General features: G+C 44.5%; 23 protein-coding genes. 22 read left to right on the top strand and 1 reads right to left on the bottom strand.

The genetic code is table 11. The features are described 5' to 3' along the window. Positions 1-109: 109 nt before the first annotated feature. The gene (locus tag GC093_RS19865; protein ID WP_312886574.1) at positions 110-1,228 is read left to right on the top strand and encodes a class I SAM-dependent methyltransferase; all 1,119 of its coding nucleotides are present in this window, start codon (positions 110-112) and stop codon (positions 1,226-1,228) included. Between the two features lie 43 nt (positions 1,229-1,271). On the opposite strand, the gene GC093_RS19860 is transcribed toward GC093_RS19865, so the two are convergent. Next, the gene (locus tag GC093_RS19860; protein ID WP_171653617.1) at positions 1,272-1,502 is read right to left on the bottom strand and encodes a DUF2626 domain-containing protein; all 231 of its coding nucleotides are present in this window, start codon (positions 1,500-1,502) and stop codon (positions 1,272-1,274) included. A 352-nt stretch (positions 1,503-1,854) separates the two neighbouring features. Here GC093_RS19860 and GC093_RS19855 point away from each other — a divergent pair, with 352 nt between their 5' ends. The 21 genes from GC093_RS19855 to murD all read left to right on the top strand — a co-directional run bounded on the left by GC093_RS19855 (position 1,855) and on the right by murD (position 26,667). Then, positions 1,855-2,502, top strand: coding sequence for an RsfA family transcriptional regulator (locus GC093_RS19855; RefSeq protein ID WP_171653616.1), 648 nt, complete (start codon positions 1,855-1,857; stop codon positions 2,500-2,502). Positions 2,503-2,597: 95 nt separating this feature from the next. Beyond that, positions 2,598-3,593 carry a ketopantoate reductase family protein gene (locus GC093_RS19850; protein WP_171653615.1) on the top strand — a complete coding sequence of 332 codons (996 nt, stop codon included), beginning with the start codon at positions 2,598-2,600 and terminating at the stop codon, positions 3,591-3,593. A gap of 19 nt (positions 3,594-3,612) precedes the next feature. After that, a complete protein-coding gene (locus GC093_RS19845) occupies positions 3,613-4,008 on the top strand; it encodes a DUF3397 domain-containing protein (RefSeq protein WP_171653614.1) in 396 nt (131 codons plus the stop codon). Positions 4,009-4,019: 11 nt separating this feature from the next. After that, on the top strand, positions 4,020-4,298 hold the full coding sequence (locus tag GC093_RS19840; protein WP_171653613.1) for a late competence development ComFB family protein: 279 nt from the start codon (positions 4,020-4,022) through the stop codon (positions 4,296-4,298). 251 nt (positions 4,299-4,549) lie between these two features. Next, positions 4,550-6,208 (top strand): peptide ABC transporter substrate-binding protein, encoded by a 1,659-nt coding sequence (locus GC093_RS19835; protein ID WP_171653612.1) that lies wholly within the window; start codon positions 4,550-4,552, stop codon positions 6,206-6,208. Positions 6,209-6,304: 96 nt separating this feature from the next. Then, on the top strand, positions 6,305-7,240 hold the full coding sequence (locus GC093_RS19830; RefSeq protein ID WP_171653611.1) for an ABC transporter permease: 936 nt from the start codon (positions 6,305-6,307) through the stop codon (positions 7,238-7,240). Then, positions 7,240-8,154, top strand: coding sequence for an ABC transporter permease (locus tag GC093_RS19825; protein WP_171653610.1), 915 nt, complete (start codon positions 7,240-7,242; stop codon positions 8,152-8,154). Before GC093_RS19830 ends, GC093_RS19825 begins: the two co-directional genes overlap by 1 nt. 130 nt (positions 8,155-8,284) lie before the next feature. Beyond that, positions 8,285-9,310: an ABC transporter ATP-binding protein gene (locus GC093_RS19820; RefSeq protein ID WP_171653609.1), complete on the top strand. Its 1,026-nt coding sequence runs from the start codon at positions 8,285-8,287 to the stop codon at positions 9,308-9,310. Then, entirely contained in the window at positions 9,307-10,266 is a 960-nt protein-coding gene (locus GC093_RS19815; protein WP_171653608.1) for an ABC transporter ATP-binding protein, read from the top strand. Before GC093_RS19820 ends, GC093_RS19815 begins: the two co-directional genes overlap by 4 nt. Before the next feature lie 98 nt (positions 10,267-10,364). Then, positions 10,365-12,056 carry a bacillithiol biosynthesis cysteine-adding enzyme BshC gene (gene bshC, locus GC093_RS19810; RefSeq protein WP_312886573.1) on the top strand — a complete coding sequence of 564 codons (1,692 nt, stop codon included), beginning with the start codon at positions 10,365-10,367 and terminating at the stop codon, positions 12,054-12,056. A 56-nt stretch (positions 12,057-12,112) separates the two neighbouring features. Continuing rightward, positions 12,113-13,375 (top strand): adenosylhomocysteinase, encoded by a 1,263-nt coding sequence (locus tag GC093_RS19805; protein ID WP_171653607.1) that lies wholly within the window; start codon positions 12,113-12,115, stop codon positions 13,373-13,375. A 172-nt stretch (positions 13,376-13,547) separates the two neighbouring features. After that, positions 13,548-14,654 (top strand): DUF4349 domain-containing protein, encoded by a 1,107-nt coding sequence (locus GC093_RS19800; RefSeq protein WP_171653606.1) that lies wholly within the window; start codon positions 13,548-13,550, stop codon positions 14,652-14,654. Positions 14,655-14,765: 111 nt separating this feature from the next. After that, entirely contained in the window at positions 14,766-15,203 is a 438-nt protein-coding gene (gene mraZ / locus GC093_RS19795) for a division/cell wall cluster transcriptional repressor MraZ (RefSeq protein ID WP_171653780.1), read from the top strand. 35 nt (positions 15,204-15,238) lie between these two features. After that, positions 15,239-16,189: a 16S rRNA (cytosine(1402)-N(4))-methyltransferase RsmH gene (gene rsmH, locus GC093_RS19790; RefSeq protein WP_171653605.1), complete on the top strand. Its 951-nt coding sequence runs from the start codon at positions 15,239-15,241 to the stop codon at positions 16,187-16,189. Positions 16,190-16,234: 45 nt separating this feature from the next. Next, the gene (ftsL, locus tag GC093_RS19785) at positions 16,235-16,675 is read left to right on the top strand and encodes a cell division protein FtsL (RefSeq protein WP_171653604.1); all 441 of its coding nucleotides are present in this window, start codon (positions 16,235-16,237) and stop codon (positions 16,673-16,675) included. 27 nt (positions 16,676-16,702) lie between these two features. Continuing rightward, positions 16,703-19,060: a penicillin-binding transpeptidase domain-containing protein gene (locus GC093_RS19780; RefSeq protein WP_171653603.1), complete on the top strand. Its 2,358-nt coding sequence runs from the start codon at positions 16,703-16,705 to the stop codon at positions 19,058-19,060. Positions 19,061-19,224: 164 nt separating this feature from the next. Continuing rightward, positions 19,225-21,171 carry a stage V sporulation protein D gene (locus tag GC093_RS19775; RefSeq protein WP_171653602.1) on the top strand — a complete coding sequence of 649 codons (1,947 nt, stop codon included), beginning with the start codon at positions 19,225-19,227 and terminating at the stop codon, positions 21,169-21,171. A 96-nt stretch (positions 21,172-21,267) separates the two neighbouring features. Further along, positions 21,268-22,767, top strand: a complete 1,500-nt coding sequence (locus tag GC093_RS19770; protein WP_171653601.1) for a UDP-N-acetylmuramoyl-L-alanyl-D-glutamate--2,6-diaminopimelate ligase — start codon at positions 21,268-21,270, stop codon at positions 22,765-22,767. After that, on the top strand, positions 22,760-24,163 hold the full coding sequence (locus tag GC093_RS19765) for a UDP-N-acetylmuramoyl-tripeptide--D-alanyl-D-alanine ligase (RefSeq protein ID WP_171653600.1): 1,404 nt from the start codon (positions 22,760-22,762) through the stop codon (positions 24,161-24,163). The genes GC093_RS19770 and GC093_RS19765 overlap by 8 nt, the downstream gene beginning before the upstream one ends. Positions 24,164-24,276: 113 nt before the next feature. Further along, on the top strand, positions 24,277-25,239 hold the full coding sequence (gene mraY, locus GC093_RS19760) for a phospho-N-acetylmuramoyl-pentapeptide-transferase (RefSeq protein ID WP_312886571.1): 963 nt from the start codon (positions 24,277-24,279) through the stop codon (positions 25,237-25,239). Positions 25,240-25,242: 3 nt separating this feature from the next. After that, positions 25,243-26,667, top strand: coding sequence for a UDP-N-acetylmuramoyl-L-alanine--D-glutamate ligase (murD, locus tag GC093_RS19755; RefSeq protein WP_171653599.1), 1,425 nt, complete (start codon positions 25,243-25,245; stop codon positions 26,665-26,667). Positions 26,668-26,705 lie beyond the last annotated feature (38 nt).

The following is a 26,705-nucleotide window of genomic DNA, read 5'->3' as shown; positions in this document are numbered from 1 at the left end:
TAACTAGAACACTTAGCTTTGTCTTTAGTGAAAAGGTAGCATCTACATCGAAAATGTAATCAATATTAAATATTAAGACGCAATTTTGTAGGGAAGGCGGGAAGACAGAGTGCTTGGAAATACAGCTTTAATCGGAATAATACGTCGTTTTATTGAAAATAGCCCCAAGCTTGCCATTTCTTTTCGAGATTATATGGAGCTTTGCTTGTACCACCCTGAGCATGGCTATTATATGAATAATAAGGATAAGATAGGTCGGAATGGCGATTTTTACACTAGCTCTGCGATAGGTGGGCTGTTTGGAGAGGTGCTGGCTAACTATGTTGCTAGTCAGGCAGAAGAGTTGGGTACAGAACAAGAGCTAACATTAGTCGAATGGGGAGGCGGCACGGGTCAACTGGCTCAGCAGCTCTTGGACGAGCTCAAGGTAAGCGCTATGACGGTTTATAAGCGAATGGCCTACATATCTGTGGAGGCAAGCCCTCATCATCGTGCTGTGCAGGCAGATAGGCTAGCTGAACACGCAGAGCGGGTCCAATGGATGAATGAGCAGGAGTGGTTGATTGCGGCTCCCAGAGACAATGTTATCGTATTCTCCAATGAATTATTGGATGCTTTTCCGGTACACAGGGTACAAATAGTGAAAGGACAGCTTTATGAAATATACGTAGAGTGGGATGACAGGGAAGGCGGCTTTCGTGACAAATTATTTCTGTTAGCTGCAGGTCCTGTGCTGGATTACATAAATAGTCAAGGAGTAGAAATGCAGGATGGGCAGCTGCTGGAAGTGAATTTGGAGGCCACTGCGTGGATTCATCGGATCGGTCATTCGATAGGAAGAGGTCAATTGGTGACGATTGATTATGGAGATCGATCAGAGGAGCTCTACGCTCCATATCGAATGAATGGTACACTCATGACCTATCGTAAGCATGTAGCCGAGGACAACCCTTATACACACCCAGGAGAACAAGACATTACGTCACATGTCAATTTCAGCTGTTTAATTAAAGAAGGGGCTGCAGTAGGGCTAAAGCAAGAACAGTTTATTACACAAAAGCAATTTCTGGTGGAAAACGGACTGCTGCAAAAGCTTCAGGATACGGCATCACCGGATCCTTTCAGTGCTGCCGCGAGGCGCAATCGAGCGGTTAGGCAGCTGCTGCTGAGCGATCAAATGAGTGAGTTGTTTAAGGTGCTTATACAAAAAAAAGGTGAACTGCCATAAGGCAGTTCACCTTTTTTTGAACCATTATAAGGACCTTTGAAAGCTACACTGACATTTTGAAGAAAGACCAGTATGTAAAACCGGTGAACGAGAGAAACATGTACCCCCAAAAAAGCAATATGTAGGTACGCTCGGTTAATTTCAAATATCCTAATAGTACGAAGATAGCTGTTTGGGCAAAAAATAGCATAGCCATAGGTATCATTTCACCAGCTAATGCCATTAACCCTATAACTAGCGTCCAAAAGCCAAGAACGCGAAACATGCGATCCATTTCCGAACCCCCTCTCTGCCTGCACTACTTTACTATTGACCATTATACCCGTTGCAACATTCACTGTAAATGTCAAATCCGTGACGAAATTCATACATTTTGCGACTGTTTTCCAATTCGCTTGTACAAACTCTAAAATTATGCTTCGCTGCTTTCTTTTATAGCTTACCCTATTGTCTGCTAAAGCATGTATGAGTCACTTGAAAAATGGCAATACAAAATAGTAGAAATCGATTCTATGAACTCTACTATGGGCATAATGATTAAGTAACGCAACATTCCATGCCTTACTTTCGATAGATGAATGGATGAGGACACTGATAACCCCAGGGGTTAGGAGGACTGCTATTGTATGACAGCCATAAGACAAGATGCTTGGAGCGATGAGGACGATTTGATTCTGGCGGAGGTGACCTTACGGCATATTCGTGAAGGTAGTACACAGTTATCTGCTTTTGAAGAGGTAGGCGAAAAGATAGGTAGAACTGCAGCTGCGTGCGGGTTTCGATGGAATAGCTTTGTGCGAAAAAAATATGACACTGCGATTCAAATTGCGAAGGCGCAGCGTCAAAAAAGAAATCAGCAAAAAAAGCATTCTGCATTTGCAGCAGTGTCGGGTAATGTTTCGGTGCTTGAACACGTAGAGACTAGTAAGTTGAATGATTCATTCGCTGAGGAATCTATATCAATCGATGCAGTCATTCGTTTTCTACGCCAATGGAAAGGCAATTATCACGAGATGTCTCGCCATGTCCGGCACTTAGAAAAGGAATTAAATGAAAAGCAAGAAGAGCTAGACCGCCTGCGAGGCGAAAATGATGTTTTAAACAAGCAGGTTAATGAAGTGGAAACGGATTACCGTGTTGTAAATGATGATTATAAAGCGCTTATTCAAATAATGGATCGAGCACGTAAACTTGCTTTTCTCGTTGAGGAAGAGGATGAGAACAAGCCGAGATTTAAAATGGATGCGAATGGCAACTTAGAAAGAATAGATTAAGAGAAGCCCTGCAGGCGATTAGCTTGCAGGGCTTTCTTTAATGTGCCAGTTTTGTATACTATGAGAAAGAGCAGATATGAAATGGAGAAGGGAAAATGAAAATAAGAGTGGTTGGAGCCGGGGCAATGGGGATGCTGCTAGCTTCTAGGCTGATTAGTGCTGGCGCTAATGTTGAGCTAGTTACTAGAACAATTGGACAGGCTCAGCTCATCCGTGAGCAGGGACTTCTCTTTACAGCGGGGGCAGAGTCCGTAAATAACAGCAATAAAGATATTTTCAAAGTTACCCCTGTAGTACTATGTTTTGAGGAAGCAGCAGCTTCTGCTGAAGCGGTTAAAGAGACTGCAGAGCTGCCGGATATGATTCTGTTAATGTTGAAGCAAACGTCAATTACGGAGGAGTTGGCTGCTGCAATGAAAGTGCAGCTGAGGAAGCCTGGCTCTAAGTTAGTCTGCTTCCAGAATGGGATAGGGCATATAGAGCTGCTGCAGCGTTATATTCCCCAAGAACAGCTGCTTGTAGCAGTGACAACAGAAGGAGCACTGAAGCATTCGCCACATCATGTTGAGCATACAGGAAGAGGAATGACTTGGATTGGAGATGACAAGTCGGGAATACAGGCGATAAATGACAATACTTTAGTCAAAAAGTTTAAAAAACTTATGTTCGATGCAGGATTTACAGTGAATTTGTCGAACAACATCACTAGTAAAGTTTGGAATAAGCTTCTGATCAATGCTGTAATCAATCCTATTACTGCGATTTTGCAAGTCCGCAATGGATTGTTACCAGAGCTTCCTGCATCGTACGTTCTTATGCGCACTTTATTTGATGAAGGGGTCATGCTGGCGGACGAGCTAGATATTGAACTTGCCCCCGATTTGTGGGAGCAGCTGCTGGACGTTTGCAGAAGAACAGCTAATAACCAATCTTCCATGCTGCAGGATGTGCTATCTAAAAGACAGACTGAAAACGATGCCATTACTGGAGGATTATTAGCTAGAGCAAGGGGAACAGAGGTTGTAATGCCTACTCATAACACCATGTATCATTTACTCCGATCCATTGAGCAACAATGGGAAACAATATAAGATAAAGCAGGTGGTCTGCTTGAATGGTTTTATATCTGTACTGCAAACGGTTTATACATTTTTAGCGCTAGTGCCGTTTGTATCTTTTTTTGCTGCGTGGGGCATTACATACTGGGTTACTGGGGATAAGAAACGGGCTACACATATGGCTATTGATATAACAACCTTGTTTTTGATTGGCTCCGTTTCAGTCATGACGCGACAATTGTTCGGTACAGGTTTTGGGTTATGGTTTGTTTTACTGCTCTTTTTAATTACAGGTGGTATGATCGGCAATCTACAGAATCGTACGAAGGGTAAAATTAATTTGTATAAAATCGTCAAAACGCTGTTAAGGCTGGGATTTGTTGTTTTATCAGCGTGCTATGTGTTGTTGTTGTTCATCGGTATTGGCAAATATATTGTTACAAGCTGAGGGGGATAAGTATGAATGTACATAACTTGATGGAAGATATAGTGCGAAGCTGCTTGAAAGATTTGTTGCAACACCAGCCTCAGGTGGGAGAGCTAAACGAGAAGCTGCAAAGCGATATTATAGCGATTACTCTGAACCAGCTTCCGCCTAAGTATGTATCTACAGACCGTGGCGAGGTGCTTGCGAAAACGCAGCTTCGATCCCAGGTGGAAACAGATGTATACAGAGAGCTGGCCAATGCTATTGAAAAAGTTATGAATTCCAACCGCCCTTCTGAATTGGAAAAATGAACGAATATTTTTTAAATATTATGGGAGCCTAGATATAGGCTCTTTTTTTTGTGCATTTAGGGAGATGCAATGTCAAATAATAACACTAGAAATAATTGACCGTTGGTTGTATAGTACATATTTGGAAAGCGATTTCACTATGGTTTCTTTTTATTGAATCCACAGTAGTAAGATGTTATCTTCACGTTCTCATTAATTCGAGATTGTTGAATTTACCATATAATTACATATCTATCTAGGAGGTATAATTTATGAAATTAAACAAGTTGCTAGTTCTGACTGCTGTGACAGCAATGTTAGGTATCACTGCTGTTGGTTGTTCAGGCAACAGTACAAATAATGCAGGGGGCACTGGTGGCAATAAAGCACCTGCACAGGAAATTAGTATCAATCTTAAGGCTGAACCACCTGCATTAGATAGTTCGATTGCAACTACAAATCCGACATTTACTATTATCAATGCCATTAATGAAGGGTTATTTCGCTTGGATGCTGATGGTAAGCCACAGCCTGCGCTTGCTAAGGCATTGCCAACGATATCCGCTGATGGATTGGTTTATACGATTGAATTGCGTGACGGCTTGACTTGGGCTGACGGCACTCCTCTGAAGGCAAGTGATTTCGAGTTTGCTTACAAGCGTACGTTAGATCCGGCAACAAAGGCGAAATATGCTTCTATGCTGGCTTGGATAAAAGGTGGGGCCGATATGATTAAAGCCAAACCGGAAGAGCTTGAAGCGAAGAAGGCAGCGCTTGGCGTTAAAGCAAAGGACGATAAAACGTTAGAAATTACATTGGAAAAGCCAAAGGCTTTTTTTACTGACCAGCTTTCGATGCCGATCTTTTTCCCGCAAAAGCCTGATTTTGTAAAAGCGCAAGGAGATAAGTATGGAGCAGATGCTGATAAGGTGATTGGAGCAGGTCCTTTTAAGCTTGAAAAGTGGGATCATGAACAACAGCTTGTTATGGTGAAGAATGATAAATATTGGGATGCAGCGAATGTGAAGCTGACGAAAGTTACCGTAAATGTTGTTAAAGAGACAAGTACATCCTTAAATATGTACGAAACGAATCAGGTGGACCTGACGGAGCTAGTAGGCGATCAATTCAAAATGTACCAAGGGAAGCCGGATCTTGCTCTGAAAAAAGAATTCGTATCTTCCTATGTGATGTTCCAAGTTAAAAAAGTACCGGCTTTTGCTAATGTGAAGGTTCGCCAAGCTCTTGGTATGGCTATTGACCGGGCTGCTTTGAATGAAGTTGTGCTTGGAGGATCTTCAATCCCTTCTACGGGACTCGTTCCAGGAACGGTATTGGATGGCAATAAGCAGGAATTCCGTAAGGTAGCCGGTGATACACAGCCTAAGTTTGACGCTGCAAAAGCGAAATCATTATTAGCGGAAGGCTTGGCAGAGTTGAAATTGACGTCACTGCCTCCATTTAAACTGACTTCCGATGATACGGATACCTCCAAGAAAACAATTGAATTTATTCAAGCGCAATGGAAACAGAATTTAGGTGTAAATGTAACTGGTGAACCGCTGCCTTTTGCACTGCGCGTGAAAAATATGCAAGAGGGTAACTTTGATACGCTTATCGGTCTGTGGGGCGCGGATTATAACGATCCAATGACGTTTCTTGATATGTGGCTCTCTGACAACAAATCGTTCAACTATATGCAGTACGAGAGCAAGGCTTATGATGATTTAGTTAGAGGTGCGGACAAAGAACTCGATCTAGCCAAACGTTCCCAAATGCTCGTTGATGCTGAGAAGCTCCTAATGAGTGATGCACCTGTGTCTCCGCTTTACTTCCGTACTAGGCCTTATGCGAAGAGGACGAGTGTCGAAGGTTTAATCTTGCCGGCTATGTCCAAGGAATGGGAACTGAAGTGGGTATCGATTAAGTAAACAACGGAAGTAAGTTTTTTTATCTAGTAGAACAGGCCGTTCTTGATTTTAATGGAACGGCCCTCCTTATCTAATTCAATTATTGGGAGGTGTGCAATGCTTCGCTATATTTTGCGCCGTCTTATCTATATGGTTATAACCCTGTGGGTGATTGTCAGCTTTACCTTTGTTTTGATGAAAAATTTGCCGGGAGATCCGTTCGGTGAGGAATCACTTAAGCTTACCGTTGAGCAAAAACAGCTGCTTTACGCACAATATGGGTTGGATAAGCCGGTTTGGGAGCAATATTTGAAATATATGAACAATGTGATACACGGGGATCTGGGTGTTTCCTATTCATTTCCTACCCGTAAAGTCACAGATATTATTGCGCAAGGCTTTCCAGCGTCTCTTGAATTAGGGCTCTGGGCTCTTGTTATCGCCATTATTGTCGGTCTTATTCTAGGGATCATAGCTTCCCTAAACCACAATAAAGGGTGGGATATCGCAGCTATGTTTACTGCAATCGCAGGAATTTCCATTCCTTCATTTGTTCTGGGTCCCTTACTTTCTTATTATGTTGGTGTAAAACTGGGTTGGCTGCCAGCAGGAATGTGGACGGGTGCTTCAAGCCGGGTTTTACCTTCCATTGCGCTATCACTAGGAACGATTGCGATATTAGCCCGCTTAATGCGTACTTCGATGCTCGATGTATTGAATCTGGATTACATTAAAACAGCCAAATCGAAGGGGTTATCACAGAGGACCATTGTTGTGAGACATACACTTCGGAATGCGATTCTTCCTGTTGTTACAGTGCTTGGCCCTGTTTTTGTTAATTTAATTACGGGAACACTGGTTGTAGAGCAAATCTTTGTTGTACCTGGGCTTGGAAAGCATTTTGTCCAATCCATTTATTCAAATGACTATACGATGATTACGGGATTAACTATTTTTTACTCGTTTTTGCTCGTTGTTGTCTTGTTTTTAACGGATATTTTGTACGGTTTAGTGGATCCTCGTATACGGTTGGCAAAAGGGGGCAGTAAATAATGCACATCTCAAAGGAGCAGTTTCAGCCGCTTTCCAAAGAGGGTGTTGGGCATGAGGTTATTGTTCGCCCTTCGATGACCTATTGGCAGGATGCTTGGAGAAGATTGAAGAAAAATAAGCTGGCGATGTTCGGCTTAACTGTAATGATTGTTTTGGCGGTGTTAGCGATCTTCGGGCCTATAATAACAGGGCATGATTATGCTACTCAAAATTATGATATCAAGAATCAGCCCCCTTCCTCGTTGCATTGGTTCGGAACGGACGATTTTGGACGAGATTTGTGGGTTCGCGTATGGTGGGGTACTCGGATATCATTGGCTATCGGGTTAACGGCTGCATTGCTTGATCTGGTCTTTGGTGTATTGTACGGAGGGATCTCTGCTTACTATGGAGGCCGAATCGATGACATTATGCAAAGATTTATCGAAATCATCTACTCGATTCCTTTTTTATTAATATCCATTCTGTTGATAATAGTAATTGGGCCTGGTTTTATGACCATTATTATCGCATACGCGATTACCGGATGGGTGCCCATGGCCCGATTAGTTCGAGGACAGATTTTGACGCTTAAGGAACAGGAGTATGTGCTCGCGGCACGAACGCTGGGTGCTGGAGGGGCACGTATTATTCTTAAGCATCTTGTTCCGAATGCGCTTGGTTTGATTATCGTACAAATAACGTTCATTGTACCGTCGGCTATTTTCACTGAAGCTTTTCTAAGCTTTATTGGATTAGGAATCAGGGTGCCGCTAGCATCTCTTGGCGCGCTTCTATCAGATGGAGCAAGTGCTATTCGCTATTACCCTTACCGAGTTATTTTTCCGACTTTGGTGTTTAGTTTTATTTTAATGAGCTTTAACCTGCTAGGGGATGGATTGCGTGATGCTCTTGATCCCAAGATGCGGAAGTAACGCGAATACTGTGTCAGTATAAAAGGTCAAACTTATGCTTGCGAAGTCAGCTTTTACGTTAGTAAAAGCTCAGCCTATGCTTACGATGTCAGCTTTTGCTAAAGTAAAAGCTCTTAGGAGGTGCCAAATCATGAGTAAACATATATTGCAGGTTAAAGATCTGCGTGTGTCATTCAACACCTATGCCGGAGAGGTTCAAGCGGTGCGTGGTGTTTCCTTTGATCTAAAAAAAGGAGAGGTGCTTGCGATCGTTGGTGAATCGGGCTGTGGCAAGTCCGTAACTGCACAGACTATCATGAGGCTTATACCCTCTCCGCCAAGCGTCATCAAAAGCGGTTCTATAAAATTTGATGAAAAGACGGAAATTACCCGTTGCTCTAATAAAGAAATGGAGTCCATCCGTGGCTCAGAGATGGGAATGATCTTTCAAGATCCCATGACATCACTCAATCCTACGATGACCGTCGGCAAGCAAATCACGGAAGGTTTAATGAAACATGAGCATATCAGCAACTCCACAGCAAGATTACGTGCTATTGAAATTTTAAAGCAGGTGGGCATGTCCAACCCGGAAGGCCGTATGAATCAATATCCGCATGAATTTTCAGGCGGGATGCGGCAGCGTGTTATGATTGCTATTGCATTAGCCTGCAGTCCGAAGCTGCTAATTGCGGATGAACCTACAACGGCTCTGGATGTGACGATTCAAGCACAAATTATTGATTTGATGAAGAAGCTGTCCGAGGAGACAGAGGCTTCGATTATTGTCATTACCCATGATCTTGGCGTTGTAGCGGAAATGGCGCAGCAGGTCATCGTGATGTATGCAGGAAAGGTGGCGGAGCGGGGAACGGTCAACGAGTTGTTCTACGAACCCCAGCATCCTTACACTTGGGGGCTGCTCCGTTCTGTGCCGCGGCTGGACCAGGACACTGACAGTGAGCTGGTTCCCATACCAGGGAGCCCGCCCGACTTATTCGCTCCGCCAAAAGGCTGTGCATTTGCAGCCCGATGTCCATACGCAATGCAGGTTTGCCTGGACATTGATCCGGAGCACTTTGTCGTTTCGGAGACTCATTCTGCCGCCTGTTGGCTGCTGCATCACGATGCTCCGAAAGTCGATCGCCCTAAAGAAGCGGGAGGTGTTTCCCGATGAGTAATCAACCGATATTAGAAGTGCGTAATTTGCAAAAGCATTTCAATCTAGGCGGCGGTAAAATATTAAAAGCGGTTGATGATTTGAACTTTTCGATTGACCGCGGCGAAACCTTTGGCTTGGTGGGTGAATCAGGCTGTGGTAAATCGACGGCAGGACGTACGATAATCCGTTTATATGAAGCAACCGCTGGAGAGGTGTTATTCAACGGTGAGAATGTCCATGAGCTTCGTGGACGGAAGCTTCAAGAGTTCCGTCGTCATATGCAGATGGTATTCCAAGATCCTTACGCCTCACTAAACCCGCGGATGACGGTCGGTAATATCATCGCTGAGGGAATTGATATTCATAATTTGTATAGCAGCACCCAGCGTAAGGAAAGAGTGTATGAGCTGCTCCGTGATGTAGGATTAAATGAGGAGCATGCCAGTCGGTTTCCTCATGAATTTTCTGGCGGTCAGCGTCAACGGATCGGAATTGCTCGTGCATTAGCTATAGAACCGCAATTCATTATTGCTGATGAACCTATTTCGGCATTGGATGTCTCCGTACAGGCACAGGTTGTTAACCTGTTCAAAAAGCTGCAAAAGGACCGTGGACTCACTTATCTGTTTATTGCCCATGATCTAGCGATGGTAAAGCATATATCCGATAGGATTGGCGTTATGTATTTAGGTAAGCTTGTTGAGGTGGCAACCTCACAGGCGCTTTATGCGAAGCCGCTGCATCCGTACACCGTATCGCTGCTATCAGCGATACCTATCCCAGACCCTGAGATAGAGAGGACTCGTGAACGCATTATTCTGGAGGGTGAAATTCCTAGTCCGTTAAATCCGCCGAGCGGCTGTCCATTCCGAACACGCTGCCCCAAAGTAATGCCGCAGTGTGCAGAATCGATGCCGCCATTTATAGAAGTGGAGCCCAAACACTACGTAGCATGCCATTTATATAACTGATTGGAAGAAATCAAATAGAGGAGAGTGCAGGCACTGATCAGCTGTACTCTTTTTTTATATAAAAAGCGGGAATGCCTTTTGACGATTTCCCCTAACATGTGTACAATCAAAAGGGTAGTTATTTTACTAAAAAAAGCGAGGCGGCTTCCATGTTGAAAGTAGAATCGATTCATTGGAAATCCAGCCAGCCTTTGACAGAGGATTATATTCATCATTACGAATTGGTTGAAGCCTTGTTTGATTATAATCCATGGAATGCATCCTCTTGGGAAGAGCGTGCGGGATGGTTGGACAACGAGCGTCGATTAAGTGCCGACCGAGGAGAGCTGGTGACAGCATTAACTCGGTACAATCAGGAGATAGGTAATGCTCCGGAGGTACTAAATTCAATTAAACTGCTGAATAATGAGCAGACGCTCTGCATTGTCGGTGGTCAGCAGGCCGGGTTGTTTACCGGACAAGCGCTGGTCATTTATAAAGCCGTTACACTCATCCGGACTGCAAAGGATGCTTCTGCAAGGCTGGGTCGTCCTGTCGTTCCTGTTTTTTGGATTGCTGGCGAGGACCATGATTTTGATGAAGTGAATCATATGTATTACTTGTCACAGGATGCGCAGGTCAATAAAATTAAAGTTGAGCATCCTAGCGGTGTTCGAAGCTCTGTAAGTCAGTTAGTGATATCCGAAAAGCAGTGGGAAGAGGCGTTGGAGCAGTTGGACGCTTCGTTGATTCCGACCGAATTCAAAGCAGAGTGGATGAGCTCCCTTCGGACAATTGCTTCTGAATCCAGAAGCTTGGTTGACTTTTTTGCGAGAGTGATGGCCAAATTGTTCGGCTCACACGGACTGGTGGTTATGAACTCCGATGATCCTGATCTACGCCGCTTGGAATCGTCCATGTTCCGTAAGCTGCTAGAGGAGAATAAAGCTATACAGGCCGCTGTACATAATGGAAAAGAAAAAGTTGAATTAAAGGGTTACTCATCCCAAGTTGAACTTCAGGAGCGTAATGCCAATCTGTTCATCATTGATGGTGGCGAGCGAATTCTACTGTATGCGGATGAAGCATCGGATGGTTTTACCGATCGTAAACGAGAGAGAAGCTATTCGAGGGAGCAACTGCTCGAATGGACGGAGTCGGCTCCGGAGCGTTTAAGCAATAATGTAATGACTCGCCCACTGATGCAGGATTATTTATTTCCAGTACTTGGGACTGTGTTGGGGCCGGGCGAGGTTGCCTATTGGGCTTTGACACGTGAGGTCTTCCACCATCTTGGGATGAAAATGCCGATCGTTGTGCCTCGGATGGAGTTTACTCTACTCGAAGGCATAGTCCAGAAGAATATGGCTAAATACGGCCTATCCTTAGAGGATGTGCTGTACCGTTTAGAGGAAAAACAGCAGGAATGGCTGCGAGAGCAGGATGCTCTGAAGCTGGATGAACGGTTCGGTCTTGTCAAATCGCAATTTAAAGACAACTATCAGCCATTGGTGGAACTGATCTCAGGAATCAATGCTGGGCTTGGAAAGCTCGGCGAGACGAATATGGGGAAAATCCTTGAGCAGATCGATTTTCTGGAGCATAAGGCAGCAGATGCCGTACGCACTCAATTCGACTCATCGCTTCGGCAGTTTCAGCGCATAGGGTTGTCTGTATTGCCTTTGGACAAGCCGCAGGAGAGAGTGTATAATATACTAGCCTATTTAAACAAATATGGTACAGACTGGTTATATGAAATTCTGGACAGCGAGTTACTGCCGGATGGGAAACATAAAGTCATTTATTTGTGATTCAGCGGGCGGGGACGCCCATTCATTTGAATACATACCTATTAGGAGGATTTTACATGAATACTAAAGAACGCAGCATTGTCCGGGACTTAGCATTGGCGCCCGAAGGTCATTTGAAAATTGAGTGGGTTAATGCCCATATGCCGGTTTTGAACCGTATTCGCGAGCAATTTGAAAAAGAACAGCCGTTTAAAGGGCTAAAAGTTGCCATCTCGCTCCACTTGGAAGCGAAAACGGCTTACTTGGCTAAAGTAATCAAAGCTGGCGGTGCAGAGGTTGCAATCTGCGGAAGCAATCCGTTGTCCACTCAAGACGATGTTTGTGCGGCTTTGGTAGAGGATGGAATTACTGTATTTGCGAAATATAATCCTGATCCGCAAGAGTATAAGGAATTGCTTATTAAAACATTGGAAACTGAGCCGGATCTAATTATTGACGATGGTGGCGATTTGGTTTCTGCTTTGCATTCAGAGCGTAAAGATTTGCTTAAAAATGTCCGCGGTGGAGCTGAAGAAACGACAACCGGCATTTTGCGCTTAAAAGCTATGGAGAAAGATGGCTCATTGCAGTTCCCTATGGTTGCTGTAAATGATGCATTTTGCAAATATTTGTTTGATAACCGTTATGGTACGGGTCAATCCGTTTGGGATGGCATCAACCGTACAACGAATCTGGTTGTTGCAGGTAAAACGGTTGTTGTTGTTGGCTACGGCTGGTGCGGTAAAGGTGTGGCAATGCGTGCAAAAGGTCTTGGTGCCAACGTTATTGTTACTGAGATCGATGCAATTAAAGGCGTTGAAGCTTACATGGACGGTTTCGCTGTAATGTCGATGAAGGAAGCTGCTAAGGTGGGAGATTTCTTCGTAACCGTAACCGGTAACCGTGATGTTATTCGTGGAGAGCATTATGAAGTGATGAAAGACGGAGCGATCCTATCTAACGCAGGCCACTTTGATGTGGAGGTTAATAAACCAGAGCTTGATGCGCTATCTGTATCGAAACGTACGGTTCGCCGTAATATTGAAGAATACCAATTAAAAGACGGACGTAAATTTTATCTGATCGCTGAAGGACGTCTTGTTAACTTGGCGGCAGGAGACGGACATCCAGCTGAAATTATGGATATGACATTTGCTTTGCAGGCCATGTCTTTGAAATATGTGAATGACAATTATAATGAGATTGGCAAAAAAGTAGTCAATGTGCCTTATGCATTGGATGAGCAAGTAGCTCGCTTTAAGCTTGAATCCCTTGGCACTTCAATCGATTCCTTAAGTGATGAGCAAAAATCTTATTTGGACAGCTGGACTGAGCATTAATACGCTGTTTAGAAGAACCTTCCCCATTGGGGAGGGTTCTTTTTTTGCGTCGACTGCTAATATCATGCAACATTCCCATATTTTCACACGTTTAATAGTTAGTGCAATGACAAAGTTGCCTAAAGGCTTGCTGCAAGAGCATGATTCCAAATTCTAAAATGGGGGAATCCGAATGAAACATGTGGGGGTCGTAGCAGGGGATGAAACTAATAGAGAGAAACAGAGGTTTCAAGGAAATATGAAGTCCTTAGCTATGCTTGCGTTGTTGGCAGTCGTTTTATCAGGCTGCGGGGCCATATCGTCATCCAACAAGGACGCAGGGACAACAAGTTCAGCATCAACGTCCATGGAATCGGTCGCAATGGATCAGAAGAACAGTAAAAGTGGAGCTCTGCAAGTAAACTCTACTTCACAGGCAGTGCCTGCCGGGGAGAAGGCAGATAGGGCATCAAGTGATTCAAAGCCTGCTGACAGCTTTAATGGCGGGATAACTGCCCAGGCAAGCGCGGTTGATCGTAAAATTATTTACAAGGCCAATCTAACCATGCAAGTGGAAAAGTACGCGGAGGCACAAGCGCAGATTGAAGAGGCGGTAAGTCGGTCTGGCGGATATATTTTGCAGTTCAACGAGAACGAAACATCATATGAAAAGAGCGGAACCTTCAGTATTAAGGTGCCTGCAAGCGGCTTTAGCTCGTTGTTAAGTCAAATAGAGAAAATCAACCCATCTGTCAAGAAGAACATGCAGGGCCAGGATGTTTCCGAAGAATTTGTAGATTTGACTTCCAGACTGAAAGCGAAGCAATTGGTAGAAAGTCGGTTGATCGTTTTTATGGAAAAAGCAGCAAAAACCGATGAGCTTTTAGCTTTTTCAAATGAACTAGGTAAGGTCCAAGAAGAGATAGAACGAATCAAAGGTCGAATGAGGTATTTGGAGCAAAATGTAGCCTATTCAACGATCGATGTCAGAATGACACAGAAGCTTGGTACGGCCGTAGTTATACAGGCACAAGACCGCGGCCCATTGTTCCAACGTGCGGCAGAAGCACTCAATGGCAGTGCAGCAGTGCTTGCAGTCCTGTTTCAATGGCTCGTCGTAATAGTTGCAGCTGTGCTGCCAGTTGCACTCGTTCTAAGCATAATTGGAATCCCTGTATGGCTGCTTCGGCGGTCGAAAAAGAGAAAGCTGGTCGAACTTCGTAAAAAGCTGTCAGAGGAAAATAGCGAATCATTAACTACTATGTCAGATAATAAAGCTCCAATCGATAAAAATGAATAAATTATTTTTCGAAAATCCTGCTAAAAGCAGGATTTTTCTATTTTGTGGAGAATTTATTCTATACAAGTGGTGGGAAGTGGGGTAAAGTGGTGAAAAGGGGTGAAGGTTCTTATGTTCATGGGCGAATACCAGCACAGCATCGACGATAAAGGACGTATGATTGTGCCGGCTAAGTTTCGTGAATCTCTAGGAACATCCTTCATAGTAACCCGCGGTTTAGATCAGTGCTTGTTTGTTTACCCCATGGAAGAGTGGTCCGTATTGGAGCAGAAGCTTAAGGCGCTGCCTCTGATGAAATCGGACGCTCGGGCGTTTACACGGTTTTTTTTCTCCGGTGCAACAGAGTGTGAACTTGATAAGCAGGGCAGGATGAATTTGCCGAACAACCTCATTGAGCACGCTAAGTTGGAAAAGGACTGCATTGTTATTGGTGTTTCTAATCGGGTTGAGATTTGGAGCAAGCAAATGTGGGAAACCTATTCCCTACAATCGGAAGAATCGTTCAACGAAATTGCCGAAAAGCTTGTTGATTTTAACTTCGATCTATAGAGAAGCAGCCTAACAAACACAGGAGGTCAAGCAGCATGTTTCATCACGTTACGGTATTAATGGAAGAAGCAATAGAAGGTTTGAATATTAACCCAGATGGTGTTTATGTGGATTGTACCCTAGGAGGAGCGGGGCATAGCTCGGTAATTGCCTCGAGGTTAAGCGAACGAGGGTTGTTAATTGCCTTCGATCAAGATGACGCAGCATTAGCGAATGCCGAAATCCGGTTAGCTCCTTACATGGATAGGGTTAAGCTGGTACGCAGCAATTTTCGTAATCTTGAGGAGCAGCTGAAGCTGGTGCCTCGGGCTATGAAGGATGGCGTACCTCAGGTAGATGGCATTTTGTTTGATCTGGGTGTCTCATCTCCTCAGTTGGATGAAGCTGAAAGAGGCTTCAGTTATAACCACGACGCAGAATTAGACATGAGGATGGACCGCAACTCTGAACTCACTGCCAAAGAAATTGTCAACCACTGGACAGAGCAGGAAATTGCCAAAATCCTTTTTGAATATGGAGAAGAAAAGTTTTCTAGGCGCATTGCAGGCAAAATTGTAGCAGCCCGTGAGAACGGTCCTATAGAATCAACAGTTCAATTGGTTGAACTAATCAAGGAAGGCATCCCCGCCGCGGCGCGGCGCAGTGGACCCCATCCGGCTAAGCGGAGCTTTCAAGCGTTACGGATAGCAGTTAACGACGAATTGGGTGTATTTGAGGAAGCGTTGGAACAAACCATTCGTTGTTTAGCCCCTGAAGGAAGAGCGGCTGTCATTACATTTCATTCTCTTGAGGACAGGATTTGTAAGCAAACGTTCGCTAAATATTTAGAACGGTGCACCTGCCCGCCAGGTTTCCCGATGTGCGTATGTGGCACTAAGGGTATCGTGAAGCTAGTTAATCGCAAGCCGATAGAAGCTGGACCTGAAGAGCTGGAAGCTAACTCTAGGGCTAGATCAGCTAAACTAAGGGTTGCAGAGAAGTTATAAAATTTAATCAACTAATTAAACATCCCGAAGAGGAGGACATTAGGAATGCCTGCATACATACATGGAAGTCTGGCCGTCGAGCAAAGAACAAAACCAAAGGTCACAGTTAAGGAAACCAAGAAAATTGTTTACCGCAATAAATCACTTCCTGTACAAGAAAAGCTGCTGTATTTGTTTACTATGCTTATTTGTGTCATTGTAGCAAGCTTAATTATTTGGCGTTATGCGCAAATTTATGAGATGAACACTAAAATTTTGAAGCTCGAGACCGATATTCAGATACTGCAGGCGGATAACAGTGTGCTCAAGCACAAGGTTGAATCCTTATCGAATCCCGATCGTTTAAGACAGGAAGCGTTAAAGCTTGGCATGGTGCCGCCAGAAGATAAACAAATCAGCAAGGTGCCGATGAAGTCCTCTGGAACACAATCAAATGCGACAGCATCGGCTGTCAATGACAAAAAAGTGGAGACGACTACTCCGTAATCATTAGAACGGAAGAGAGGCATCGACATGAATAAGAGAGTGAAGTTGAGATCATTGCTTATAGGGGGGGTATTTACCCTCTTTTTTGTTGCTCTGGTAGGTAGACTGTATTGGGTTCAGGTTGTGCAAGGGGCTGGATTATTAACCGAAGCGCAGGCCAAGTGGGAAACCGAAGAGGTGCTGCGTCCTGTTCGCGGCACGATAGTTGATCGTAATGATAAGATTATGGCAGAAGATGCACCAGCATTTACAGTTGCTTTAAATCCTAAAATAATTCAAAGTAAACATATCGAAAACCAAGTAGTCAAAGGATTGGCAGCTATACTCAAAACCTCAGAAGAACCTGCTGCTTTAGCAGCGTTAGAAGATAAGATCCGTACTCGGTTAAATAAAACACGTCCGGATGGCACTCTCTATCCTCAAGTGGAGATCCGTAATGAAGGCTGGAAAATAGATGCTGAAGTGGCCGATCTAGTAAAGAAGCTAATTGAGGAGCTTAAGGTTCAAACCTCTACTAAAAATGTAGGTATCTATTTGCAAAAAGAACAGAAACGCTTTTACCCTGGGGGAAAAATGGCTTCCCATCTACTTGGCTATAATGACAAGGAAGGTAAGCCGATTATGGGACTGGAAGCAATGCTAGATAAATATTTAAAGGGTGTCCCCGGTAATCTCAGCTATGAAAAAGACCAAAAAGGCGTAGAACTGCCTGATGCTAAAGTCAATTATAAACCAGCGATAGATGGCAGCAATGTAAGATTAACCATTGATAAAAATATCCAATTTTATATAGAGAGCGCTTTGGAAAAGTATTATGCCAAATTTCGCCCCAAAAGCTTGACGGCAATTGCTGTAGATCCCAAAACGATGGAAATTTTAGGGATGTCGAGCTACCCTAATTTTAATCCGAATCACTATTGGGAAACAAATAATCAATCTGATTTTATTAATAATGCGGTTGCTTCACAGTATGAGCCGGGATCTACGTTCAAACTGGTCACTTTGGCAGCTACAGTAGAGGAGAATCTCTTCTTTCCTGAGGACCGATACCAATCCGGTTCAATACAAGTACCTGGACGAAGACTGCATGACTGGAATATTTCTGGTTGGGGGCAGATTTCCTACCTCGACGGACTGAAGCGGTCCAGTAATGTTGCTTTTGTAAAGCTAGGTGAGAAATTAGGTCAAGTGAAGCTGTCGGAGTATATTGAAAGATTCGGTTTTGGAGCAAGGACGGGAATTGATCTTCCGGGCGAGGTTCCGGGAATTGTGAGGATGAAATATCCGGCTGAATTTGCAACGGCAACCTATGGCCAAGGCTTGACGGCTACGGCTATTCAACAAACGGCTGCTTACGCGGCAATTGCAAACGGTGGTAAGCTGATGTGGCCTCATGTAGTAAAGGAAATTTATGATCCTAAAACGAAACAGGTTATTCAAACCTTCGAGCCCAAAGTGGTGCGTGAGGTTGTATCAGAAAAGACAGCTAAACAGGTGAGCGAATATTTAGAGATGGTTGTTAACGACAAAACAATAGGAACAGGTAAAAATGCTTATATCGATGGCTATCGTGTTGCGGGTAAAACAGGGACGGCTAATAAAGTGGATCCGGGGGGCAAAGGTTATGCTGAAGGCAAATGGGTTATTTCTTTTGTCGGTTTTGCTCCGGTAGAGGATCCGAAAATTCTTGTCGCCGTTATTGCCGATGAGCCGGATCTAAATGGGGATTTTCATGGAGGCAGTGAAGTAGCTCCTCCGATCTTCAAGGAAATCGTATCCCAAACGTTACGCTATATGGGGGTTCCTTCCTCTTCGCAGCAGATGAAAACAACCGATAAAGAAACGAAAATGACTGTGCCTGATTTAGAAGGATTGACGGTTGAACAAGCGAAAAATACGATGAATAAGTATGGAGTTACCGTAGAAACAGTGGGGAAAGGGTCGAAAATTATCGCCCAAACTCCTGTTGCCGGTACTGAAATAGGATCGACGCAACGAATTTATGTAATGATGCAGGAGGGCGAGGATATAGCGATACCCGATATGACGGGTAAATCGCTTAGAGATGCATTGGAGGTCTGCTCGTTTATTAAATTGAAATGCCAATCTGTTGGTGAAGGGTATGTCGCCTCCCAGTCCTTGTCTAATGAAGGGGAAAATAAGGTGCTTATCCTGCAATTAAAGCCATATCATGAGCTGCTTCAAGAACCGACTCCAATAGGCCCGCCGGCGAAGTCTGATAAAACATCGGATAAGACACCGACTGGTAAAAGCGATAGAACAGATAAGAAGGATGCTGTCAACACGAGTAATGCGGCAAAAACATCTGAAGAGAACAAAGCTTCTGATACTAATGCCAAAAAAACTGTCCAAGCGAGTAGATAGCTGATTGCTGAGGAATAACTGTGAATTCTCTGAATTTACAGGACAGCTTGTTCTAACCCCTGTTTGTCCCGAATAATCTGGATATGAAACAATCTATAGGCTAGTCCGGCAGACATTATGCCGAATGACTCTAGAGAATCCATTCGGGAGGGGATCGAACAGTAATGAGGGCATCGAATGTAACAGTTCGTCGTCGACTATTCGTTGCATTGATTGTGGGAACGTTTCTGTTCCTTGCATTGATTGTGCGGCTTGGTTATGTACAAATTTGGATGGGGCCCGAGCTTTCCGACAAAGCAGAAGATTCATGGAGACGTAATATCCCTTTTGCAGCGAAAAGAGGAGAAATTGTTGATCGGAACGGCGTACAACTTGCCTACAATATTAGCTCGCCAACCGTCATGGCGATACCTGCACAAGTAAAGGACCCGCAATCTACAGCCGCTCAATTGGCCTCCCGACTGCAGGTGCCAGCAGAGACGGTACTGAAGCAAATTACACAGAGGCAGTTAATTGTTCGCATTCAGCCGGGCGGGCGTAAGATTACGCAGGAGAAAGCTCAGGAAATCCGTTCTTTGAAACTTCCTGGCATTGTGGTGGCAGAGGATAATAAGCGCAGCTATCCATTAGGCAGCCTAGCCGCTCATATTCTTGGATTTACTGGGATTGATAATCAAGGTTTAACGGGCATAGAATTAAAATATGATAAACAGCTTACTGGAATTAATGGAAGTGTATCTTTCCTATCGGATGCAGCGGGTCGACAGATGCCGAATTCCTCGGACACTTATTCTCAGCCTCTGGATGGAATGAACCTGCAGCTTACCATTGATAGTCACCTTCAATCTGTCTTGGAGCGGGAGCTCGATCAAACGATGGTGAAGTATCAAGCCAAACATGCTATTGCGATCATGATGGATCCGAACAACGGCGAGATATTAGCGATGGGGGCAAGACCCGGGTACGACCCAGGCAGTTTCAGGGATTTTCCTAAAGAGAGTTATGACCGTAATCTTCCAATCTGGATGACCTATGAGCCAGGTTCTACATTTAAAATTATTACGTTGGCTGCAGCATTGGAAGAAAAGAAAATAAAGCTGACCGATCCTTTTTATGACCCAGGATCGATTGAGGTCGCTGGAGCGAGGCTTCGGTGCTGGAAGCGCGGCGGTCATGGCAGTGAGACTATGCAGCAGGTTGTCGAGAATTCGTGCAACCCAGGCTTTGTGGTAATGGGACAAAAGCTTGGTAAAGAAAAGCTGTTTGAATATATATCCAACTTTGGATTCGGCAAGAAAACGGGTATCGATCTGGGTGGAGAAGAAAATGGGATCATGTTTAAGCTGCCTAGGGTGGGTCCGGTTGAGTTGGCAACAACCTCGTTCGGCCAAGGTGTATCTGTTACGCCTATTCAGCAAATTACAGCTGTTTCTGCTGCAATTAATGGAGGTAAGCTGTATAAGCCGCATGTTGCCAGAGCCTGGTACAATCCGCTAAGCGGCGAGAATGTAGAAACAATGAAACCAGAGCTGGTGCGTCAGGTTATCTCGGAGCAAACCTCTAAGCTAGTCAGAGAAACATTGGAGAGCGTTGTAGCTAACGGAACGGGCCGTAATGCATTTATCGACGGTTATCGTGTAGGTGGTAAAACAGGTACTGCACAAAAGGTAGTAAACGGACGTTATTCGGCGGATGAGCACATTGTTTCATTTATAGGATTTGCTCCGGCGGATGATCCCAAAATCGTCGTTTATGCTGCTGTGGATGATCCGCAAGGGCTTCAGTTTGGTGGTCTGATTGCTGCGCCATTGGTAAAGAACATTATGGAAGATGCTCTCCGTTATATGAAGGTACCGCAGCGCAAGGACCAATTAAACCGGAAATATATATATGGAGATACTCCGCTCGTGGAAGTTCCCAGCCTGATTGGAATGAGCGTTACCGAAATTTATGAGGATCTTAACTCTAATTTCGTTCTGGCCAAGTCGGGAGTCGGCAATTTTGTTGTGAATCAAGTACCCAAACCTGGCGTGCGTATAGACCAAGGCTCAACCATTCGTGTTTATTTATCGGATAAAGAGACAGCGCCGCCAGATACGCCATCAAAGTAACGGTATAATAAATATTTGTTTTTAAAAAATTAGGCTTTTCATCAGAGCTTTTTTTGTCCATAATAGATACCATGTGTAAAAAATGGAGGGGGACCCATGCAGCTAAAGGAACTGGCTTCCCATCTTGCGGTTAGCCGTATTTCGGGTGATGGGAGCATTAATATTACAGGCATCCAAATTGATTCCAGAAAAGTGAAGCCTGGTGATTTGTTTGTTTGCGTTTCAGAGAAAATCGGAATTAAAGATAGGCATCTATTTGCTGAGCAAGCGGTTAACAATGGCGCCTCGGCTTTAGTTGTGGAATATGACGTGAAAGTTGATGTTCCTAAATTATTTGTGAAAAATACTTGGGATGCGCTGTCCATATTGTCCTGCCATTTTTATGACTATCCGAGCAACAGCATGAAAGTGATTGGAATTACAGGAACCAATGGCAAAACAACAAGCTCCTATTTACTGGAAAAAGTGTTGAGTCATAACGGTTTTGTAACTGGATTGATGGGGAATATCCATGTCAAAATAGGTACTGAATATATAATAAATCATGAAAATAATACTCAGGATGCACATAACTTACAAAGGAATTTCCGGAAAATGGTTGAGCAAGGGACCGATTATTGCATCATAGAGGTTTCGTCTCACGGTTTGGATATGGGCAGGGTGAAAGGTACAGAGTTCAGAACAGGGATTTTTACTAACCTGACTCAGGATCATCTGGATTATCATGGGTCCATGGAGAATTACAAAGCAGCGAAGGGATTGCTGTTTTCAAGGTTAGGCAACGGGTATTATCCTAGTCAGGATGAACAACGATTTGCGGTACTTAATGCGGATGATCCGGCATCAGCAGATTTTGCAAAGCAGACGGCCGCACAGGTTGTAAGCTACGGTATCCATAGTGAGGCCGATGTCCGGGCTGACAGGATTCAAATTAATTCCAAAGGAACTAGCTTCCGCTGCACGACCTTTCGTGGTACACTCGATTTTCAAACAAATTTGATTGGTGAGTTCAACGTTTATAATACGTTGTCAGCGATCGCAGCTGCACTGCTGGAAGGGATAACCTTAGAGGCGATCAAGCAAAGCATAGAAGCTATTGATGCCGTAGATGGTCGGATGGAGGTAGTAGATGAAGGACAGGATTTTCTGGTCCTTGTTGACTACGCTCATACCCCAGATGGATTGGAGAATGCTTTGTCTACCATCAAGCAGTTTGCTGAGGGACAGATTCACTGTGTATTTGGCTGTGGTGGGGACAGGGACCGAACCAAGCGCCCAGTTATGGGGGCAGTAACGGCACGCTACAGCAACCGCTTATACGTGACCTCTGACAATCCTCGGATGGAAGATCCGCAACGGATTGTTGAAGATATAGAGTCTGGCATAGTGGACTCGGGTTTTTCTAAAGACAGCTACGAGCTGATTGTTGACCGAAGAGCTGCGATTAAAAAAGCCATTGCTGCGGCATCCCCTAAGGATGTAGTATTGATAGCGGGTAAAGGACACGAAACTTATCAAGACATCAAAGGTATTAAGCATGACTTTGATGATCGGTCAGTGGCCAAAGAAGCATTAAGGGGACGATACCGTGATTAAACGAACTTTTGCACAGGTGTCTGTTATGTCAGGCGGAACTGCAGCAGCGGATTACGACGAAAGCTTGCTTATTCAAGGCGTATCCAAGGATACGAGGACATTGCAGCAAGGGAACCTGTATGTGCCATTAATAGGCGAATCGTTTGATGGGCACCAGTTTCTTGAGGATGCAATAGCTAAAGGAGCCTCCGCTTCATTGTGGCAAAAGGACCATGAGCTTCCACCTCATTCGCTACCGCTTATTTTGGTGGATGATACATTGGCTGCATTTCAGCAGTTGGCCAAAAAGTATCGTTCAGAGCTGAACGTCCGCATTGTTGGAATAACAGGAAGCAATGGCAAGACAACTACCAAGGATATGACGGCTTCTGTTTTATCGACAACTTTCAAAGTGCATAAAACATTAGGTAATTATAACAATCATATCGGTCTTCCACATACCTTACTGCAGCTTGAAGAGGACACGGATGTGGCAGTGCTTGAGATGGGGATGAGTGGCCGTGGGGAAATCCGATTCTTATCGGAGTTAGCAGAGCCAGAAGTTGTAGTCATTACTAACATAGGCGAAGCCCATCTTCTGCAGCTAGGCTCTCGAGAGGAAATTGCAAGAGCTAAGACGGAGATTTTAGCAGGCTTACAGCAGGATGGAACTTTGATCTATTTGGGTGATGAGCCTCTAATCGAGAAGGTACTGCCTGAATTACAGTTGGATAACGGCATGAGAGCTAACCGTTACGATCGTGTTAAATTTGGTGCAAGTCCGAATAACGAGTGGTTTCCAGTGGAGACGAGAACAGCTGCTGCAGGTACCCATTTTAGTTTAAATCGGATGGAAGGAACCGAGTTCTACATCCCTTTGCTTGGTTATCATAATGTGATCAATGCGTTAGCGGCTATAGCAGTGGGTGTACATTTTGGAATCCCATCTGCTGCAATAGCAAAGGGTCTCAAAGCGAGCGTTATGACAAGTATGCGCATAGAACTGCTGAAAACACAGTCGGGTTTAGCTATTCTTAACGATGCGTACAACGCAAGCCCTGCATCCATGAAAGCAGCTTTAAAGCTGTTGGTCGAGCTAAAAGGCTATAGCCGTAAAATCGCAGTGTTGGGCGATATGCTGGAGTTGGGTGATCAGGAGGCGGAATTTCACCGTGAAATCGGAAGGATGCTGGATCCTAAAGAGATCGACCGAGTCTTTGTGTTTGGACATCTATCTGAGCATCTTGCAGAGGAAGCAGCTAAGAAGTATGCACCAGGCAAGGTAGTTGTATTTGATGACAAGAACCGTTTGGCACAAGCGCTGGCATCTTTTGCCTCATCGGGCGATATTGTGTTGGTGAAAGGGTCGCGCGGCATGAAGCTGGAGGAAGTCGTTACATTACTTCAGCAGTTATAAGCTTTTGAACCTTTCCAAACCTCCCTAAGCGTCTGCTTAGCAAAACTAACTTCTCATAGCTTAGAGTTGGTTTGGAAAGGTGGTAGGTGTAGTTAAGTTAGGAGGACAAAACCGTGGATTTTAACGTGGTCATGATTGCTTTGGGGGCGGCTTTTGTGCTGGCTGTCATCATGGGGCCATTATTTATACCTCTTTTAAAAAGACTGAAGTTCGGCCAACAAATCCGCAGCGATGGGCCGCAAGGCCATTTGAAAAAGGCTGGAACGCCAACGATGGGCGGAACTATTATTTTGCTTGCGTTAGCGCTTGTTGTACTGCGGTTTGCTGATAAAAGTATTGAAACAGTTATCCTGTTGATAGCTACCTTAGGGTATGGGCTGATAGGTTTTCTGGATGATTATATTAAGATTCTACTTAAGCGATCACTTGGATTGACGGCCAAACAAAAGCTGCTGGGACAGCTGATTGTTTCTGTCATCGTCTGTATATTGCTAGCTCAACTAGGTCACAGCACGGATGTGAAAGTTCCTTTTATTGATTATACGATCCCACTTGGATGGTTCTATTATCCATTCGTTGTTATCATGATGCTTGGAACCTCCAATGCTGTGAATTTTACTGATGGACTTGATGGTCTGTTGGCTGGTACCAGTGCTGTCGCATTCGGAGCTTATGCGGTTATTGCTTTGAATACTACCCAGCCGGACGTAGCGATCTTCTCAGCAGCTATGGTTGGTGCGGTATTAGGGTTTCTTGTATTTAATGCTCATCCAGCCAAAGTATTTATGGGTGATACCGGTTCGTTAGGTATTGGCGGAGGATTAGCGCTTGTAGCGGTTTTGACGAAATCAGAAATATTGCTTGTGTTGATTGGCGGCGTGTTTGTGGTAGAGGTGCTGTCTGTAATCATACAAGTCGTTTCTTTCAAAACAAGAGGTAAACGAGTTTTTAAAATGAGCCCGATTCATCACCATTTTGAATTGGTAGGCTGGTCTGAGTGGCGTGTCGTCATTACTTTCTGGACGACAGGCATCGTGCTGGCGGTAATCGGACTTTATCTAAATGAGGTGTTGTAGCAGATGAATCATCCCCGTGAATATAAGAATCAACAAGTAGTTATTTTGGGATTAGCGCGCAGTGGAGTGGCTGTAGCTAAGCTGTTCCATGAATATGGCGCTATCGTTACCGTAAATGATAAAAAAGAGCTTGACCTATGCCCTGAAGCCGATGAATTAACGGCTCTGGGTATTTCTGTTATTTGTGGCAGTCATCCGGCTGACATTATTCACCAGGCTGTGAAACTGGTTGTTAAAAATCCCGGTATCCCTTATACTATAGAGCCGATTCAATCTGCGCAGAAGCTGGGCATTGAGATTGTAACCGAGGTTGAGGTAGCCTATCATGTTTGTCAGGCGCCCATGATTTGCGTTACAGGCTCTAATGGTAAAACAACGACAACAACATGGATCGGCTTAATGCTGGAGGCTGCGGCGAAAAAGCCGATAGTTGCTGGCAATATCGGTCGCGCTCTAACAGAAGCAGCTTTGGAGGCCGATTCAGATAACATGATGGTAGTCGAACTGAGCAGCTTTCAGCTTAAAGGTACAAAGGATTTTCGACCAAAGGTCGCATGCTTGCTGAATGTGTATGAGACTCATTTGGATTATCATGGAGCTATGGATGATTACATTGCTTCCAAATCCATGCTGTTTGCCAACCAGACCTCTGTTGATACAGCTGTATTAAACTGGGATGATCCTGTCTGCAGACGTATTGCTGGAGAGGTGAAAGCCTCAGTACTCCCCTTTTCTATTAAAGAGGAGCTTGAATATGGTTTATTCATTCAACCTTCATTAAGCGATAAGACCATTCCAACTACAGAGAAGCAGCTGGTTTACCGCGATCGGCAAGGACTATTACATAACATCCTTAGTGTCTCACAGCTAGGGATTCCCGCCAGCTTTAACGTAGAGAATGCGTTAGCTGCTTCGGCGGCTGCCATAACAGCTGACGTACCTCTGGAGCATATAGCTAAAGCACTTCGTGACTTTCGTGGAGTTGAGCATCGCTTAGAGCATGTTGCAACGAAGGACGGCGTATTGTTTTATAACAATTCAAAGGCTACGAACGCTACGGCTACCATTAAAACTATCGAATCCTTCGAGCAGCAGGATATTATCCTGATTGCGGGAGGCTTAGACCGAGGCTCGGATTATATGGAGCTGTTGCCTGTTTTTCAAGAACGGGTTAAAGGACTTGTCACAATGGGTCAAACCAAGCAGAAAATTTCCGATGTAGCCATGTTGGCAGGCATGAGCCGTGTGAAAACGGTCGATACTGCTAACGATGTGCAGGATACGATAACTGAAGCGGTACGCGAGGCCATGGCGATGGCCAAGGCAGGTGATGTCGTGCTGCTTTCACCGGCGTGCGCCAGTTGGGACATGTTCCCTTCCTATGAGGAAAGGGGAAGAATGTTTAGGCAGTCCGTGCATAACCTGTAAAAGGGGGGCATACATACAAGCCTACCCTACCATTTTGT

The organism is Paenibacillus foliorum (assembly GCF_013141765.1).
In the GTDB taxonomy this organism is placed as follows: domain Bacteria; phylum Bacillota; class Bacilli; order Paenibacillales; family NBRC-103111; genus Paenibacillus_S; species Paenibacillus_S foliorum.
Note: the sequence above shows the minus strand (reverse complement) of the source record. Positions and strands in the feature narration are given on the sequence as shown.

Coding starts and splice junctions, on each gene's coding strand:
- GC093_RS19860 (WP_171653617.1), bottom strand. CDS start 1,502: ATGGATCGCATGTTTCGCGTTCTTGGCTTTTGGACGCTAGTTATAGGG.
- GC093_RS19855 (WP_171653616.1), top strand. CDS start 1,855: ATGACAGCCATAAGACAAGATGCTTGGAGCGATGAGGACGATTTGATT.
- GC093_RS19850 (WP_171653615.1), top strand. CDS start 2,598: ATGAAAATAAGAGTGGTTGGAGCCGGGGCAATGGGGATGCTGCTAGCT.
- GC093_RS19840 (WP_171653613.1), top strand. CDS start 4,020: ATGAATGTACATAACTTGATGGAAGATATAGTGCGAAGCTGCTTGAAA.
- GC093_RS19835 (WP_171653612.1), top strand. CDS start 4,550: ATGAAATTAAACAAGTTGCTAGTTCTGACTGCTGTGACAGCAATGTTA.
- GC093_RS19830 (WP_171653611.1), top strand. CDS start 6,305: ATGCTTCGCTATATTTTGCGCCGTCTTATCTATATGGTTATAACCCTG.
- GC093_RS19825 (WP_171653610.1), top strand. CDS start 7,240: ATGCACATCTCAAAGGAGCAGTTTCAGCCGCTTTCCAAAGAGGGTGTT.
- GC093_RS19820 (WP_171653609.1), top strand. CDS start 8,285: ATGAGTAAACATATATTGCAGGTTAAAGATCTGCGTGTGTCATTCAAC.
- GC093_RS19815 (WP_171653608.1), top strand. CDS start 9,307: ATGAGTAATCAACCGATATTAGAAGTGCGTAATTTGCAAAAGCATTTC.
- GC093_RS19805 (WP_171653607.1), top strand. CDS start 12,113: ATGAATACTAAAGAACGCAGCATTGTCCGGGACTTAGCATTGGCGCCC.
- GC093_RS19800 (WP_171653606.1), top strand. CDS start 13,548: ATGAAACATGTGGGGGTCGTAGCAGGGGATGAAACTAATAGAGAGAAA.
- mraZ (WP_171653780.1), top strand. CDS start 14,766: ATGTTCATGGGCGAATACCAGCACAGCATCGACGATAAAGGACGTATG.
- rsmH (WP_171653605.1), top strand. CDS start 15,239: ATGTTTCATCACGTTACGGTATTAATGGAAGAAGCAATAGAAGGTTTG.
- ftsL (WP_171653604.1), top strand. CDS start 16,235: ATGCCTGCATACATACATGGAAGTCTGGCCGTCGAGCAAAGAACAAAA.
- GC093_RS19780 (WP_171653603.1), top strand. CDS start 16,703: ATGAATAAGAGAGTGAAGTTGAGATCATTGCTTATAGGGGGGGTATTT.
- GC093_RS19775 (WP_171653602.1), top strand. CDS start 19,225: ATGAGGGCATCGAATGTAACAGTTCGTCGTCGACTATTCGTTGCATTG.
- GC093_RS19770 (WP_171653601.1), top strand. CDS start 21,268: ATGCAGCTAAAGGAACTGGCTTCCCATCTTGCGGTTAGCCGTATTTCG.
- murD (WP_171653599.1), top strand. CDS start 25,243: ATGAATCATCCCCGTGAATATAAGAATCAACAAGTAGTTATTTTGGGA.